We start from the raw sequence: 15,131 nt of genomic DNA, 5'->3' as shown, positions 1-15,131 counted from the left end.
ACTATTTGTGGACTACAAAATTTGGTTTTGCTTCCACTCAGCTAACTTCTTCTCTCGTGCTTCTTCTTTTTCCATACGCGCTTTCTTGCGATCACATGGCTCAGGGCAATCACAAGCCTTTTCAATACCAATCGCACCCAACCCGCCGCAACTGCCTGAAATTGATTTACGTTGCACTAAGTAGCCTACGGCCATAGCGATAACCATTAAAAGGAAGAACACAAATGCAAGAATGAATGTAGACATGGCGTACCTCTTAGTTTTTCACGTCGACAAGTTTATCAAATTCTGAAGATATGTACTCTTCAAATCCGTCAGCTGTTCTTCTAATCAAGAACACAGCAAGCTTTTCTTGCTCCGCTATCGCTTTTGCACTCTCCCAACCCATCACATTGAATGCAGTTGCAAGTCCGTCGGCAGTCATTGATGAAGGGTGAACAACGGTAACTGCAACAAGGTTGTGGGTGATGGGCTTACCAGTATTTGGGTCAATCAAGTGAGAATAACGTACACCGTCTTCTTCATAGTAATTACGGTAATCACCAGAAGTCGCAATGGCATTTTCCCCCACCGACACTAACTTTTGAATCGCACGCTCTGTGGATACGGGCTTTTCGATTGCAATGATCCACTCACTACCATCGCCACGCTCTCCTTTAACACGCATCTCACCACCAATCTCAACGAGGTAATTAGCGAGATTATGCGATTCTAAAATACGCGCCACTTCGTCTACACCGTAGCCTTTTGCGATAGTCGACAAGTCCACATATGTCATCGGGTGTGACTTTCGAATAACACCATCAGACAGTGAAATTTTGTCATACCCAACATACGCGCGAATATCGTCAATCTGCATCTGTGTTGGAGTAGTCTCCGGTTGCTTGTTAGGACCGAATCCCCACAAATTAACCAATGGACCAACAGTCACGTCTAAAACGCCGTTACTCAGTCTTGCAAGATGGAGCGCTTCTTCAACCACATAATGCGTGTCTGGTGATATGGCAAAGTCATCAGTGTAACGATATTGGTTGAATCTCGACAATTCAGATGTTGGGTCATAGGTAGACATTTTCTTATTAACATCTACCAACCTTTCATCGATTTGCTGCTGTAGGTTATCTATCTCGATACCATCGACAACAACGTATTTTACATTGTAGGTAGTCCCCATAGTACTGCCCTGCAAGTGCACGACAGGCAAGGGATCCTTGCTACAACTGGCTAGTATAAGTATCCCCACAGCAAGCGCTGCAAGCATTATTCTAATGGCGAAACGGGTCACTGATTCATTCCTTCAGTCCACAAAAAAGGGGGCTTATGCCCCCTTTCTAATTTTTTACCTTCGGGGGGTTAGCCACCAAAGTCATCTAGCATGATGTTTTCGTCTTCAACACCTAGATTCTTAAGCATGTCGATAACCGCAGCATTCATCATAGGTGGTCCACACATGTAAAACTCACAATCTTCTGGTGCTGGGTGATCTTTCAAGTAGTTTTCTAGAAGTACTTGGTGGATAAACCCTGTGTAACCTTCCCAGTTGTCCTCTGGTTGAGGATCAGAAAGTGCTACGTGCCAATCAAAGTTTTCGTTTTCTGCAGACAACTCATCAAAGTCTTCTACATAGAACATTTCACGTAATGAACGGGCACCGTACCAGAAGCTGATTTTACGGTCAGAATTCAAGCGACGAAGTTGGTCGAAGATATGTGAACGCATTGGCGCCATACCTGCACCACCACCAACGAATACCATTTCAGCGTCAGTTTCTTTCGCGAAGAATTCACCGAACGGACCAGAAATCGTAGCTTTATCGCCTTCTTTAAGGCTCCAGATGTAAGATGACATCTTACCCGCTGGTAGGCTCAGGTTATTGGGCGGCGGCGTAGCAATACGCACGTTCAGCATAATAATGCCTTCTTCTTCTGGATAGTTCGCCATTGAGTATGCACGAATGGTTTCGTCATCTACTTTAGACTCAATATCGAAGAAACCAAAACGTTCCCAGTCAGCACGATATTCTTCTGGGATGTCGAAGTCTTTGTACTTAACGTGGTGTGCAGGGGCTTCGATCTGAATGTAACCACCGGCACGGAAAGGAACGCTCTCGCCATTTGGAATAGCAAGTTTAAGCTCTTTGATGAAAGTCGCTTTGTTGTCGTTAGAGATAACGTCACAATCCCACTTCTTAACACCAAATACTGATTCTTCTAGCTCGATGTCCATGTCTTGCTTAACTGCAACCTGACATGACAAACGGCAACCTTCACGGGCTTCACCTTTAGTAATGTGGTCAAGCTCGGTAGGTAGAATTTCGCCGCCACCAGCGTGAACGTCTACACGACACTGGCCACAAGAGCCACCACCACCACAAGCTGACGATACGAAGTAACCTGCATCGGCTAGGGCACCCAGCAATTTACCGCCTGGTGCGGTTTTGATTGCTTTGTCAGGATCACCATTGATGGTAATAGTAACGTCACCAGACGGTACCAATTTAGACTTGGCAAACATGATGATAAATACCAGCGCCAAAACGATGGCAATAAACATGCCGACGCCAAGATAAATTTCTAATTGATTCATTTATTCGCTCCCAAGCTTGATTACAGCTGAATACCAGTGAACGACTGGAAGCCCAACGCCATTAGACCAGCGATCATGAACACAGAGCCAAGACCACGGATACCATCAGGCATGTCAGCATATTTCAGTTTTTCACGTACAGCAGCAAGAAGTACGATGGCGATTGCCCAACCGATACCACTTCCTACGCCGTAAACCACACTTTCGGTCAAGTTGTATTCACGTTGTACAGCAAACGCCACACCACCGAAAATCGCACAGTTAACCGTAATTAGCGGAAGGAAAATACCTAACGCGTTGTAAAGTGCAGGGAAAAACTTATCCAAACTCATTTCCAAAATCTGAACCAGCGCGGCGATAACGCCAATGAAGGTCAAAAAGTTAAGAAAACTTAAGTCTGCGTCAGGGAAACCAGCCCATGCTAGTGCACCTGGAGCAAGAATGTTTACGTAAATGATTTGGTTAACAGGAACCGAGATACCAAGTACCACGACAACCGCTACACCCAGACCCATAGCGGTCTTAACTTTCTTAGATACCGCCAAGAAGGTACACATACCCAAGAATAGTGATAACGCCATGTTCTCAACAAAAATTGAGCGAACAAACAACGATAAATAATGTTCCACGACTTACTCCTTAGGCTCTACTTGCGCTGGACGAATGGTACGGATAAACCAAATCATACCGCCGATGAGGAAGAACGAGCTAAATGGAAGAATCAGTAGACCGTTACCTTGATACCAACCACCGTTTTGTATTAGTGGAAGGATTTCGAAACCAAGGATAGTACCAAAACCAAACAGCTCTTTGATTGTACCGATAACGATCAAAATAAATGAGTAGCCTAGACCATTACCAATACCGTCTAAGAAGCTCATGAGCGGTGGACTCTTCATCGCGTAAGCTTCTGCGCGCCCCATTACGATACAGTTGGTTATGATAAGACCAACGAATACCGACAGCTGTTTAGAAATCTCGTAGGAATATGCCTTCAAGATTTGGTCAACTACGATTACCAAAGACGCAATAATTGTCATTTGGATGATGATACGTACACTTGACGGTATCTGGTTACGAATTAACGAGATAAACAAGTTTGAGAACGCCACAACGGCGGTAAGTGCCAAAGACATTACTAACGCCGTTTCAAGCTTTGTAGTAATCGCCAAGGCTGAACAAATCCCTAGTACCTGCAAGGCAATTGGGTTGTTATCAAGAATCGGCCCAAAGAGCGCCTTCTTCATTTCTTTAGTATCTGCCATGAGACTCTCCTTAAGAACGCCATGCTTGAGTCTTCAGGAATGGGCCAAAGCCCTGCTCACCTACCCAGTAAAGAATGGTGTTTTCAACACCGTTACTGGTTAGCGTAGCACCTGACAACGCGTCAATAGTGTATGGGTTAGATGGGTTAGCGTTTTTCACTACACGGAAAGCAACATCGCTACCTTCGAATAGTTTCTTACCATCCCATTTTGCCTGCCATGCAGGGTTTTGAACCTCACCACCGAGTCCTGGCGTTTCTTTTTGTTGGTAGTAGATAAGTTCACGCACAGTTGCGCCATCTGCATCCAACGCTAAGAAACCATACATAAGGTCCCAAAGGCCGCTTCCGTGTACCGGAAGAATAACGCGAGTGACTTCACCAGCGTCATTGCTTACCAAATAAACACTCGCCACTTTCGCGCGGCGCTGGAAGCCAACATTGCTACCTTCAACTTTTATACTAAGGTCATCGACTTTAGCAGCTTTGTACATATCGTAGTTCGCTGAAGGAGCGTCAACAAACTGGCCCGTTTCAAGGTCAACAAAGCGTTCTGCAATTTGACCTTCGAACGTGCTTTCGATAGCGCTGTTGCTCATACCTTGCTCGTACAAACCCGCAGCCGTCAATATGTTGCTCTTTTTATCAAGTGCTGCATTGGTTTGCTGCAATGAACGCAAGCCTACTGCCGCGCCAGATACAACAATTGAACACACCAAACATACGGCAACAACGATACCGACTGTTTTTCCTAAAGATTCTTTCTTAGCCGACACGTGCTACCCTCCGCTTGATATTGCTCTGCGCAACGAAATAGTCGAACAATGGCGCCCAAAGGTTAGCAAACAAAATTGCTAGCATTACACCTTCAGGGAAGGCTGGGTTAAGGACGCGAACAAGTACCGTCATAAAGCCAATGAAGATACCGTATGCCCACTTACCTTGGTTGGTAAATGACGCAGATACCGGGTCAGTCGCCATAAAGAACATACCGAACGCCAAACCACCAACAACAAAGTGCCAATGTGCAGGCATTGCAAACATTGCGTTCGTGTCGCTGCCAATCATGTTTAATAGCGTTGCAAAGAATGCTACGCCGACCGCAACACCAGCGACGATACGCCAGCTCGCAATTCGCATGTACATGATAAATAGACCACCAATCATAATAGCGAGTGCTGATACTTCACCGGCAGAACCAGAGATAGTACCTATGAATGAATTCATCCACAGATCCATGTTGCTGTAGTCTAGGTTTCCAGAAGCTGCTTGGCTTAGAGACGTTGCACCTGAGTAACCATCAGCAGCGACCCAAACTTGGTCACCAGAGATTTGCGCAGGATAGGCAAAGTAAAGGAAAGCACGACCAGATAGTGCTGGGTTAAGGAAGTTTCGGCCTGTACCACCGAAGACTTCTTTCGCAATAACAACACCAAAGGTAATACCTAGCGCTACCTGCCACAACGGAATAGTTGCAGGTAGGGTTAACGCGAACAGCACAGAGGTTACGAAGAAGCCTTCATTAACTTCATGCTTGCGCACTGAGGCGAAAAGTACTTCCCAGAAACCACCCACAACGAAGGTCGTTGCATAAATAGGTAACCAGAAGCATGCGCCGTAGAAGAACAAGCCCAGCACACCAGCGTTGGTTAAATCACCACCTAGTGCGGTAAAAATCGCTGCCTGCCACGTATCAGGTAGCGTACCTGCACCAGCGGCAATAGCGTCTTGCGCTTGAAAACCAATATTGTACATACCGAAGAACATTGCCGGGAATGTCGCCATCCACACCATGATCATGATACGTTTAAGGTCGATACTGTCACGAACGTGCGTGCCAGCTTTGTTTACTTTACCAGGCGTGTAGAAGATAGTCGCAGCAGCTTCATATAACGCATACCACTTCTCGTACTTACCACCCGGTTCAAAATCCGGTTCGATTTTTTCTAAATACGCTTTCAAACCCATGACTTAACCCTCTTTCTCAATAGTGGTCAAAACGTCACGCAAGATTGGACCATAAGTGTATTTGCCCGGGCATACATAAGTACACAACGCCAAATCTTCTTCATCCAATTCAAGGCAACCCAATGATTGAGCACCGTCACAATCACCAGATATCAAATCACGCAATAGCAGCGTAGGAATGATATCTAGGGGCATAACACGTTCGTAGTTACCAATGGGCACCATAGAGCGCTCAGAACCATTGGTTGTTGTTGTCATGTCAAACTTCTTACTTCCGTTCAAGTGACCTAGATAGGCACGAGTAACAGAATGCTGGTTTGATCCTGGAAGAATCCAGCCCAAGAATTTCTTCTCTCGGCCTTCTTTAAGAATAGAAACTTGCGTGTGGAAGCGACCTAAGAACCCGTGAACACCTTGTGCTGTTGTTCCGTTAAGAACAGAACCAGACACAACGCGAATCTCGCCTTCTGCTTGCTCGTTTGCTGTAAGCTCTGACAAGTCAGCACCTACAACAGTGCGAACCAAACGAGGATTAGTTGCAGCAGGACCTCCAATCGCAACCACTCGACGACTGTCTAGTTCACCCGTTGTAAGCAACGCGCCAATAGCAATAACGTCTTGGTAGTTAAGGTGCCAAACCTGCTTGTTCATACCTGCAGAATCTAGGTAGTGAATGTGTGTACCAGCCAGACCCGCTGGATGTGGCCCGCCGAATTCCTCTACGTCTACCGCGGCATCGCCAGTAGCAATAGATGCACCTGGTGCTTTACACACATAAACCTTGCCACCACTCAACTGAGTAAGTGCTTTCAAACCATTCACGAAATCGTCAGAACGTTCACCAACAATCACTGCAGGATCTGCAGCAAGCGGGTTAGTGTCGATGGCGGTAACAAAAATGGAGCTTGGCACTGAGTCAAGCGCTGGTGATTTGCTGAATGGACGAGTACGGAAAGCCGTCCACAAACCAGATTCAACAAGGATGGATTGAAGTTGCTCTCGTGGGGCACTGGCAATCTTGTCAGCTGCTACAGTATCAAATTTAACAGCTTCATCGCCGTTAACTTTAATAACCACAGATTGAAGAACGCGTTTTGCACCACGGTTAACCTCTACCACCTCACCCGCTGCCGGTGCTGTGAATTTTACGCCTGGGTTCTTTTTATCAACAAAAAGAACTTGGCCTTTCTTCACTACATCACCAACTTGGATGTGCATGGTAGGGCGCATACCCACATATTCTTCTCCCAGAATGGCAACGCGAGACACAGAAGCTCCATCGGAGATGTCCTGCGTCGGCGCTCCCTCAATTGGGAGGTCGAGACCTTTCTTGATTTTTATCATATGTAATCGCACTACTTTAATAGAAATACCCTTTTGCATGACCGCAGACAAGCTGCCTGTCAGCATGCGAAAACGCATTTACTACAGATATAAACATCTTCATTATGATAGTAGGAAACGAACTTAAGAGTACTGGTATGCCTGATTTATTAATCCAGCATCTAGAACGCTCCCGATGTATACCGCTATATTAGCTGTACGCCTTAACTTGACCAGTTACAGAAAACTACTCACTTATTATTTTTGTTGCCTGTGAAAGCTGTCTGCACTGTAGCGCTTAAGTGGAAAATTAGACCCCCACTTAATTTCGGGATTTTAGCATTAACAACGTCAGTTGTGCTATGCAAATCAAGGATAAAGCGGAAATTTTCCAAAAATATCTGTAAAGTTTCCGTAATTACACGGTCTTGTGGAAGTCTTAAAATTAGTTAAGCCACAAAAAAGCCGTCGCAATGGACGGCTTTTTCACGTTTTTTAGTTACCAACTTGCAAGCGTTTCTACGTCTTGTTCGTAGTCTACAGATGCAATGTCGAAACCAAATAACTTCAGGAATTCATGGTGATAGCCTGCATAATCACTGAGCTCATGGAAGTTTTCTTGGGTCACTTGATTCCATAATGCTTCGATTTTTGCTTGGGTAGCATCGTTGGTTTCTTTGCCGTCCATACGATAACGGTTGTTATCGTCTAAGGTTGGCGAGTCACCATACAAACATTCTGTAAACAAACCGAAGATTTGTTCGATACAGCCTTCGTGTGTACCCTCTTCCTTCATCACCTTATAAATCAATGAGATATACAGGGGCATAACCGGAATAGCTGAGCTCGCTTGAGTTACCAAGGCTTTGAGTGAACTTACGTTTGCTTCGACTTTCAAGCTACTGTGTTTGGCAATGATTGTCGCAGCTGCTCGATCCAAGTCTTCTTTTGCTTTACCAATAGTCGCTTGACCATAAATAGGCCATGTAAGGGCTTTACCTATATAAGTGTACGCAGTGGTTTTACAACCTTCAGACAATACACCAGCCGACGCCAATGCATCCATCCAACGCTCCCAATCTTCGCCGCCCATCACTTTTATGGTGTCAGCAATCTCTTGGTCGTTAGCCGGCTCTAACGTGACTTCGTGAACTTTGTCTTTGTCGGTGTCGTAAGTCTTTGTGGTGTAGGTATCTCCTACTGGCTTCAGTGTCGACTTGTACGTTTCTCCTGTTACTGGATCAGTACGGCGGGGAGAAGCTAAGCTGTAGACCACTAAGTCTACTGAACCTAAATCTGCTTTGATTTTTTCGATGGTTTGCGTTTTAAGCTCATCAGAGAAGGCATCACCGTTTAGTGTTTCAGCATACAGGCCTGCATCTTTGGCTTGTTGGTGAAATGCAGACGTATTGTACCAACCAGCAGTACCTGTTTTACGCTCGGTGGGGGCTTTTTCGAAGCAAACACCCAGTGTTTTAGCGCCATATCCAAACGCAGAAGTAATTCTTGAGGCCAAGCCGTAGCCTGTAGAACTCCCGATCACCAAAACATTTTTTGGACCGTCTTCAAACCCAGATTGTGATTTAATGTAGGCAATTTGTTCTTCTACTGATGCTGCACAACCCGCTGGGTGAGCGTTGGTACAGATAAAGCCTCTGACTTTAGGCTTAATAACCATATTTTATTTCCTTTTTATTGCGTGCGGCTATTGTAATGGTGCCAAGGGTTATAACAACTCGGAGCAGATACCTTGTTGGCAAAACCAACAAAACCGGCACGCTTTATTTAATCGCTATTCATCGCCATCGCTCTCACGATTTTCGTAATAGGTATGTTCTGAAAGCTCGTGATACGCAGATACATCTTTGAAAAAAGCTTGATAAGCTTGGTAGATTCGAGCAAAAGTTTCGTCTTCAGCAGATTGTCGCTCCATGACGGTCACAGTGGCAGCTTTCAGTGCCTCCATAACGTCTTCTGGTAGTGCTTTTACCTGCACCCCATGCTCATTGATTAACGTTTGAAGTGCGTTGTTATTTCTTGCCGTATATTCGTCAAGCATATCTTGATTAACAGCCCGTGTAGCAACGCGAACAATCGCTTGTAAATCGCTAGGTAGCTCCTTGTAAGCTGCCTCATTGACGATAAATTCCAACATTGTGCCTGGCTCGTGCCATCCTGAGTGATAGTAATAATCTGCCGCGCGATAAAGACCAAATGCTAGATCATTGTATGGACCTACCCACTCTGTGGCATCAATGGCTCCAGTTTGTAACGACACAAATATTTGACCGCCGGTAAGGGTAACAGGAACACCGCCCACTTCCTTGAACACTTCGCCGCCGAGGCCGGGAATACGCATATTAAGGCCGGCAAAGTCATCCAAGCTGGTAATTTCTTCTTTAAACCATCCCGCCATTTGCACACCTGTATTACCACCTGCAAAAGGGATGACACCAAAAGGCGCATACAATTCTTGCCATAGCTCCATACCACCACCGTAATGTAGCCATGAATTCATTTCTGTGACGTTCATACCAAAGGGGATAGCAGAAAATATAGGTGCCGCAGGCATCTTTCCTTTCCAATAATATGCGCCAGCGTGTCCCATTTGCGCAGTACCTTGAGAAACGGCGTCGAATACTTCAAAACCAGGGACTAACTCTCCTGCACCATAAACGGTGACCTTAAGGCGCCCTCCTGACATTTCTTCAACATACTCGGCAAAGGTTTCAGGGCCTCGACCTAACCCCGGAAAATTCTTCGGCCACGCGGTTACCATTTTCCATTCATAGGTCTGCTGTTCTGCCACTGGTGCACTACCCTGCTGCTGAGCAGGAGGCTGAGAGCAACCGGCAATCAACGCACTTATTGCCACTGCGGCAATACTCGTGATTCGGGTAATAGATTGTTTGATCATTAGCTCGATACCTTTTTAAGAGTTGTATACCAAATCTGGAAGCCAGGTTGCCAGAGATGGCCAAATTGCTAATGCTAGCAGTAGCATCAACTGGATAGCGATAAACGGCACTACGCCTCGATAGATGTCTGAAGTCTTCACGTGCGCTGGGGCCACACCGCGCAAATAGAACAGTGCGAACCCAAAAGGTGGCGTTAGAAATGAGGTTTGAAGATTCACTGCCAACATAATCCCCAGCCATACGGGGTCTACTCCCATAGCGAGTAAAATTGGCGCCACAATTGGCACAACAACGAAGGTAATTTCAATAAAATCGAGGATGAACCCTAAAACGAAGACCAGCGTCATCACCAAAATCATAGCGGTGACCACACCACCCGGAAGGTTAGTTAAAAAGTTTTGTACTAGATGTTCGCCACCAAACCCTCGAAACACCAGTGAAAATATCGATGCGCCGATGAGAATGAAAAACACCATACAGGTAATGCGTGTGGTCTCTTGGCTTACCTCTTTGAGGCGACCAAACGACAGCTGCCCTTTACCGAGCGCCAGAATAAGTGCGCCAGTTGCACCAACACCCGCAGCTTCAGTGGGTGTCGCATATCCAGTGAGAATGGAACCGAGTACGATGAATATTAGACTAAGCGGCGGAAGTAATGCACCAAGTAACGTGCCATCAAAAGCAAGAACATTGTCGTTGTTCTCGCTAGTTTCATCTACTTGCGTTTTATTTCTGGCGACAAAAATCACATAAATAAGATACGCAGCTACGAGGAGAAGCCCAGGCACCATAGCTCCTACAAATAAATCTCCCACAGATACAGACTCTGGTGAGAAAATACCCATAGAGAGCTGTGCTTTTTGATAAGCACTAGAAAGAACGTCACCAAGCAGCACTAAAGCAATCGACGGCGGAATAATCTGACCAAGAGTACCCGTGGCACAAATTGTGCCGGTTGCCAGCGATGCGGAATAGCCTCGCTTCAACATGGCAGGTAAAGACAGCAAGCCCATGGTAACCACCGTAGCACCCACAATGCCCGTGCTTGCGGCTAACAACATGCCCACAATGACCACAGACGCTGCCATGCCAGACTGATACTTAGACATAAGTGCCGACATAGCGAGAAGCAAGTTTTCCGCGACCTTCGATTTTTCTAGTACGACTCCCATAAAGACAAAGAGCGGCACGGCAATTAAGGTTTGATTGGTGAGAATACCGTACAAACGACTGGGTAACGCTGTGAGGTAAGTAGCGTCAAACCCACCGCTTAAGTAGCCGATACCAGCGAAAATTAACGAGGTACCAGCAAGTGAAATTGCAACTGGGTAGCCTAACAACAATACGGCACAAATACATACAAATAGAGCAATAGCCATCCATTCCATGTTATTGCCCTCCCAGCTTTTTGTATGCCTTAAATAATCTCATTACGTCTGAAAACGCCTGCAGTATAAGTTGAACTGCCATCAGGGGAATGAGTGTTTTAAGTATATAGACCAGCGGCAGCCCACCCGCTTCCTTTGATGCTTCCAGGAGTCGCCAGGATTCAGACACGTAGGGCAAACTATACACTAGGACCACAAGTGCAAAGGGCAAAAGCAAAAACATCGTACCAAACAGGTTAACAAGTAATTGGCGCTTTTCTGACCATGCGCGGTAAAGCACATCAACTCTCACATGTCCTTCAGTGCGCAACGTATATGCCATTCCCAACATAAACGCGATGGCATGCAGATACATGACTGATTCTTGCAGGGCAATCCACCCCATACTAAAGCCATAGCGCAGAACAACAATGGCAAAGGTAACCAGTACCATCAAAACCGTTGCTATACATACGACGTTAAACAGCGCTTTATTAATTTTATCTAATAGGCTGAGCGGTGCGGAATATTGTGATGAAGATGCGCTATGAGCATCAGACATGTTACTTGTTCTCTATCATTGAGTCGTTGTGCAGGGGGCAGAATATCGAGAGTGTGAAGACCGTCCCTGTTTTTAACACGAGTTTTACACGTGTCCGTAGAGTAATCAGTTTTCGTCTAATTGCCAATCATTTAGCGCAAAGAGGCAACACAAAATGCATGGTCAGAGGTGTTAATTAAAGGAGATTGACGCTGAAAAGGGAAAAAGAATGGGTGGCCTAGACCACCCATCAACAACGATTTACGTAATTTTTAATTACGCGAATGATGCTTAAGCAACTACGTCAAGTAGTTCTACGTCGAATACTAGTGTTGAGTATGGACCGATTGCCGCACCAGCACCTTGTTCACCATAAGCAAGGTCATGTGGAACGTACAAACGCCATTTTGCACCTACTTTCATCATTTGAAGTGCTTCAGTCCAGCCGCGAATAACGCCGCCTACTGGGAACTCAGCTGGCTCGCCGCGATCGTATGAGCTGTCGAATACTGTACCGTCTGTCAATGTACCGTGGTAATGAGTACGCACAGTACTTTGTGCAGTTGGTGTTTCACCGTCACCCTCGGCAAGTACTTCGTACTGAAGACCAGACTCAGTCACAGTCACTTCCTCACGCTTAGCATTTTCTTCCAAGAACTTAGCGCCCTCTTCAATAACTGCTTTGCTCTGTTCTTCTTTCGCTGCTTGCATACGTTGATGAATTTCTCCGAATGCGTCACGTAATGTATCGTTGTCTACCTGAGGTGCAGTTCCATTGAATGCATCTTTTAGTCCGGCAACAACGGCGTCTAGCGCTAAACCATCGAAAGGATTCGACTGTAGTTGCTGACCCATTTGATAACCAATGCCGTAACTCGCTTGGGTTTCTACAGTATTAAATGTATCTGTCACAATAACTCCTGAAATTAAATTACACATATCGGTCATTTTATAAACAGTCGTGTAAATGTAAAAAACGACCAATATTTTTGGTGCACGGAGTGTAGCACATCAGGATAAATCTTGCCTTCAGCAATATTCTGATCCTCAAGTACCCAACAAAATGTAGTAAATTATAACCGAAAGTGGTTAGACAACTGCGTTTGGAAACAGTAAGGTGAAGGCCGTGAAAATAGGAGGATAGCATGCAATCACACTATGATGCTGAACTAAAAGATACTGTTCGCTATTTAGGAAAGGTCCTTGGTGAGACCATTGAAAGCCATTTGGGCACAGAATGGTTGGAGCGCATCGAAAACATCCGCAAAAGCGGACGCGCCTCATATCAAGGGGATACTAGTTGCGGCGATGAATTGAAAGAAACTTTCAAAACAATGACCGACGGTGACCTACTCACTGTAGGTCGCGCTTTCGCTCAATTTTTAAATTTGGGCAACATCGCTGAACAAGAGTATAACAGTGCAATGAATGTTGATGCGTCAATTGATGCACTGTTTGAGCACCTAGACAAAGCAGAGCTGACAGTAGACAAGGTTCAAGAAGCTGTTGGAAAGCTTAATATTGATTTGGTTCTGACTGCTCACCCTACGGAAGTTACTCGACGTACCTTAATTCACAAACACAAAGAATTAGCTCGTTGTCTTCAAGAGATTCATCAAGAATCCCTGTCTGACGCAGACAGAATGAAACTTGAAACACGAATTGCAGATCTGATTAGTCAAGCCTGGCACACTGAAGAGATTCGCTCGGTTCGTCCTACGCCAGTAGATGAAGCCCGTTGGGGATTCTCCGTTATTGAGAACTCACTTTGGGAAGCCGTTCCGGACTTCATGCGCGAATTAGACCTTCGCCTCAATGCTGACTATCAGGTGTCGTTGCCTTTAGAAGCTTCGCCGGTTCAATTTAGCTCTTGGATGGGTGGAGACCGCGATGGTAACCCATTTGTTACCTCAAAAGTCACAGAGCAAGTATTACTATTGGCGCGCAAACGCGCTGCTAAGCTTTTCGCCAAAGACCTTGATCGCCTTCAAGTTGAGCTATCAATGTACCAGTGTAACGATGCACTGCGCGAAAAAGTAGGTGACTCCATCGAGCCATACCGCGCCATATTACGTCCGTTGTTGCAGAAATTTGTCGTCACTCGTGACGGTATCAACGACTACATAGCAGGTCGCCCAAGCAACCCAGACGCTTGGATTGCCAGTAACGATGAGTTACTAGAGCCACTTATGCTCTGTTATGACTCATTAACCGAAATCGGTCTTGGTGTTGTAGCGAATGGCTTACTACTAGACACGATTCGCCGTGCAAACGTATTTGGTGTTCACTTACTTAAGCTAGACGTAAGACAAGATTCTGAACGTCATGCGAACGTATTTAGCGAGCTTACTCGTTATCTTGGTTTAGGTGACTATGCATCTTGGAGTGAAGCGGACAAACAAGCCTTCTTACTCCGAGAGCTAGCTTCTAAGCGTCCGCTTTTCCCTGCACAATGGGATGCCTCAGACGACGTCAAAGAAGTGCTAGATACCTGTAAAGTTATTGCTAAGCACAGCAAGCACGGCTTTGGTATTTACATTATTTCGATGGCCAGTGAACCTTCTGATGTAATGGCAGTTCAGTTGCTATTGCAAGAGAGTGGTGTCGATTGGCCAATGCCGGTAGCACCATTGTTCGAGACACTCGATGATTTGAACAACTCGCCAGATGTTATGCGCAAGCTACTATCTGTAGATTGGTATCGCGGTTATATTAAAGGCCGTCAGTTCGTAATGATCGGCTACTCGGATTCAGCAAAAGACGCTGGTGCAATTGCAGCGGGCTGGGCACAGTATCAGTCACAAGAAGCACTCGTAGCGCTAGCCAAAGAGTTTGATTGTGAGCTCACTTTGTTCCACGGTCGTGGTGGTACGATTGGTCGTGGTGGTTTACCTGCACACGCAGCCATTTACTCACAACCTCCAGGCTCACTAGATGGCGGCTTCCGTGTGACTGAGCAAGGCGAAACTATTCGCTATAAGTTCGGTATGCCTAAACTGGCAAAACGTAGCCTAGGTATTTACGCCAGTGCGATCATCGAAGCTATGTTGTTCCCACCACCGGCACCCAAAGACGAATGGCGTGAAGTGATTACCCAAATGGCAGCGCAAGGTCGTGACAACTATCGCGGTGTAGTTCGATCAGATCCAGAATTTGTCCCTTAC

At 45.8% G+C, this 15,131-nt stretch carries 14 protein-coding genes; 1 reads left to right on the top strand and 13 read right to left on the bottom strand.

What is annotated here, in order from left to right; all coding sequences use genetic code 11:
* Nucleotides 1-12: 12 nt before the first annotated feature.
* From nqrM to EYS00_RS18925, 13 genes are all read right to left on the bottom strand, one after another.
* Nucleotides 13-246, bottom strand: a complete 234-nt coding sequence (gene nqrM, locus EYS00_RS18985; RefSeq protein ID WP_130639492.1) for a (Na+)-NQR maturation NqrM — start codon at nucleotides 244-246, stop codon at nucleotides 13-15.
* Nucleotides 247-256: 10 nt separating this feature from the next.
* On the bottom strand, nucleotides 257-1,285 hold the full coding sequence (locus tag EYS00_RS18980; RefSeq protein ID WP_130639491.1) for an FAD:protein FMN transferase: 1,029 nt from the start codon (nucleotides 1,283-1,285) through the stop codon (nucleotides 257-259).
* Nucleotides 1,286-1,353: 68 nt separating this feature from the next.
* Nucleotides 1,354-2,586, bottom strand: coding sequence for an NADH:ubiquinone reductase (Na(+)-transporting) subunit F (gene nqrF, locus EYS00_RS18975; RefSeq protein WP_130639490.1), 1,233 nt, complete (start codon nucleotides 2,584-2,586; stop codon nucleotides 1,354-1,356).
* A 20-nt stretch (nucleotides 2,587-2,606) separates the two neighbouring features.
* A complete protein-coding gene (nqrE, locus tag EYS00_RS18970; RefSeq protein WP_130639489.1) occupies nucleotides 2,607-3,215 on the bottom strand; it encodes an NADH:ubiquinone reductase (Na(+)-transporting) subunit E in 609 nt (202 codons plus the stop codon).
* A gap of 3 nt (nucleotides 3,216-3,218) precedes the next feature.
* Nucleotides 3,219-3,851 carry an NADH:ubiquinone reductase (Na(+)-transporting) subunit D gene (locus EYS00_RS18965; protein ID WP_130639488.1) on the bottom strand — a complete coding sequence of 211 codons (633 nt, stop codon included), beginning with the start codon at nucleotides 3,849-3,851 and terminating at the stop codon, nucleotides 3,219-3,221.
* A 10-nt stretch (nucleotides 3,852-3,861) separates the two neighbouring features.
* Nucleotides 3,862-4,626: a Na(+)-translocating NADH-quinone reductase subunit C gene (locus EYS00_RS18960; protein WP_130639487.1), complete on the bottom strand. Its 765-nt coding sequence runs from the start codon at nucleotides 4,624-4,626 to the stop codon at nucleotides 3,862-3,864.
* A complete protein-coding gene (locus tag EYS00_RS18955) occupies nucleotides 4,616-5,818 on the bottom strand; it encodes an NADH:ubiquinone reductase (Na(+)-transporting) subunit B (RefSeq protein WP_130639486.1) in 1,203 nt (400 codons plus the stop codon). The genes EYS00_RS18960 and EYS00_RS18955 overlap by 11 nt, the downstream gene beginning before the upstream one ends.
* A gap of 3 nt (nucleotides 5,819-5,821) precedes the next feature.
* Nucleotides 5,822-7,162 carry a Na(+)-translocating NADH-quinone reductase subunit A gene (locus EYS00_RS18950; RefSeq protein WP_130639525.1) on the bottom strand — a complete coding sequence of 447 codons (1,341 nt, stop codon included), beginning with the start codon at nucleotides 7,160-7,162 and terminating at the stop codon, nucleotides 5,822-5,824.
* A 478-nt stretch (nucleotides 7,163-7,640) separates the two neighbouring features.
* Nucleotides 7,641-8,819, bottom strand: a complete 1,179-nt coding sequence (gene fabV / locus EYS00_RS18945; RefSeq protein ID WP_130639485.1) for an enoyl-ACP reductase FabV — start codon at nucleotides 8,817-8,819, stop codon at nucleotides 7,641-7,643.
* Between the two features lie 114 nt (nucleotides 8,820-8,933).
* Nucleotides 8,934-10,058 carry a TRAP transporter substrate-binding protein gene (locus EYS00_RS18940; protein WP_130639484.1) on the bottom strand — a complete coding sequence of 375 codons (1,125 nt, stop codon included), beginning with the start codon at nucleotides 10,056-10,058 and terminating at the stop codon, nucleotides 8,934-8,936.
* A gap of 15 nt (nucleotides 10,059-10,073) precedes the next feature.
* Entirely contained in the window at nucleotides 10,074-11,447 is a 1,374-nt protein-coding gene (locus EYS00_RS18935; RefSeq protein ID WP_130639483.1) for a TRAP transporter large permease subunit, read from the bottom strand.
* A 1-nt stretch (nucleotide 11,448) separates the two neighbouring features.
* Complete coding sequence (locus EYS00_RS18930; protein ID WP_130639482.1) at nucleotides 11,449-11,988, bottom strand: TRAP transporter small permease subunit; 540 nt, start codon at nucleotides 11,986-11,988, stop codon at nucleotides 11,449-11,451.
* 270 nt (nucleotides 11,989-12,258) lie between these two features.
* A complete protein-coding gene (locus tag EYS00_RS18925) occupies nucleotides 12,259-12,879 on the bottom strand; it encodes an FKBP-type peptidyl-prolyl cis-trans isomerase (protein ID WP_130639481.1) in 621 nt (206 codons plus the stop codon).
* 233 nt (nucleotides 12,880-13,112) lie between these two features.
* On the opposite strand from EYS00_RS18925, the gene EYS00_RS18920 reads away from it, so the two are divergent.
* Nucleotides 13,113-15,131: phosphoenolpyruvate carboxylase (locus EYS00_RS18920; RefSeq protein WP_130639480.1), on the top strand; the 2,019-nt coding region annotated here is incomplete at its 3' end.

This window comes from Alteromonas sp. KUL49 (assembly GCF_006538345.1).
In the GTDB taxonomy this organism is placed as follows: Bacteria; Pseudomonadota; Gammaproteobacteria; order Enterobacterales; family Alteromonadaceae; genus Alteromonas.
Note: the sequence above shows the minus strand (reverse complement) of the source record. Positions and strands in the feature narration are given on the sequence as shown.

Excerpts from the sequence above, each read along its gene's own strand:
- nqrM (WP_130639492.1), bottom strand. The coding sequence starts at position 246 with ATGTCTACATTCATTCTTGCATTTGTGTTCTTCCTTTTAATGGTTATC.
- nqrF (WP_130639490.1), bottom strand. The coding sequence starts at position 2,586 with ATGAATCAATTAGAAATTTATCTTGGCGTCGGCATGTTTATTGCCATC.
- EYS00_RS18965 (WP_130639488.1), bottom strand. The coding sequence starts at position 3,851 with ATGGCAGATACTAAAGAAATGAAGAAGGCGCTCTTTGGGCCGATTCTT.
- EYS00_RS18955 (WP_130639486.1), bottom strand. The coding sequence starts at position 5,818 with ATGGGTTTGAAAGCGTATTTAGAAAAAATCGAACCGGATTTTGAACCG.
- EYS00_RS18950 (WP_130639525.1), bottom strand. The coding sequence starts at position 7,162 with ATGATAAAAATCAAGAAAGGTCTCGACCTCCCAATTGAGGGAGCGCCG.
- fabV (WP_130639485.1), bottom strand. The coding sequence starts at position 8,819 with ATGGTTATTAAGCCTAAAGTCAGAGGCTTTATCTGTACCAACGCTCAC.
- EYS00_RS18940 (WP_130639484.1), bottom strand. The coding sequence starts at position 10,058 with ATGATCAAACAATCTATTACCCGAATCACGAGTATTGCCGCAGTGGCA.
- EYS00_RS18935 (WP_130639483.1), bottom strand. The coding sequence starts at position 11,447 with ATGGAATGGATGGCTATTGCTCTATTTGTATGTATTTGTGCCGTATTG.
- EYS00_RS18930 (WP_130639482.1), bottom strand. The coding sequence starts at position 11,988 with ATGTCTGATGCTCATAGCGCATCTTCATCACAATATTCCGCACCGCTC.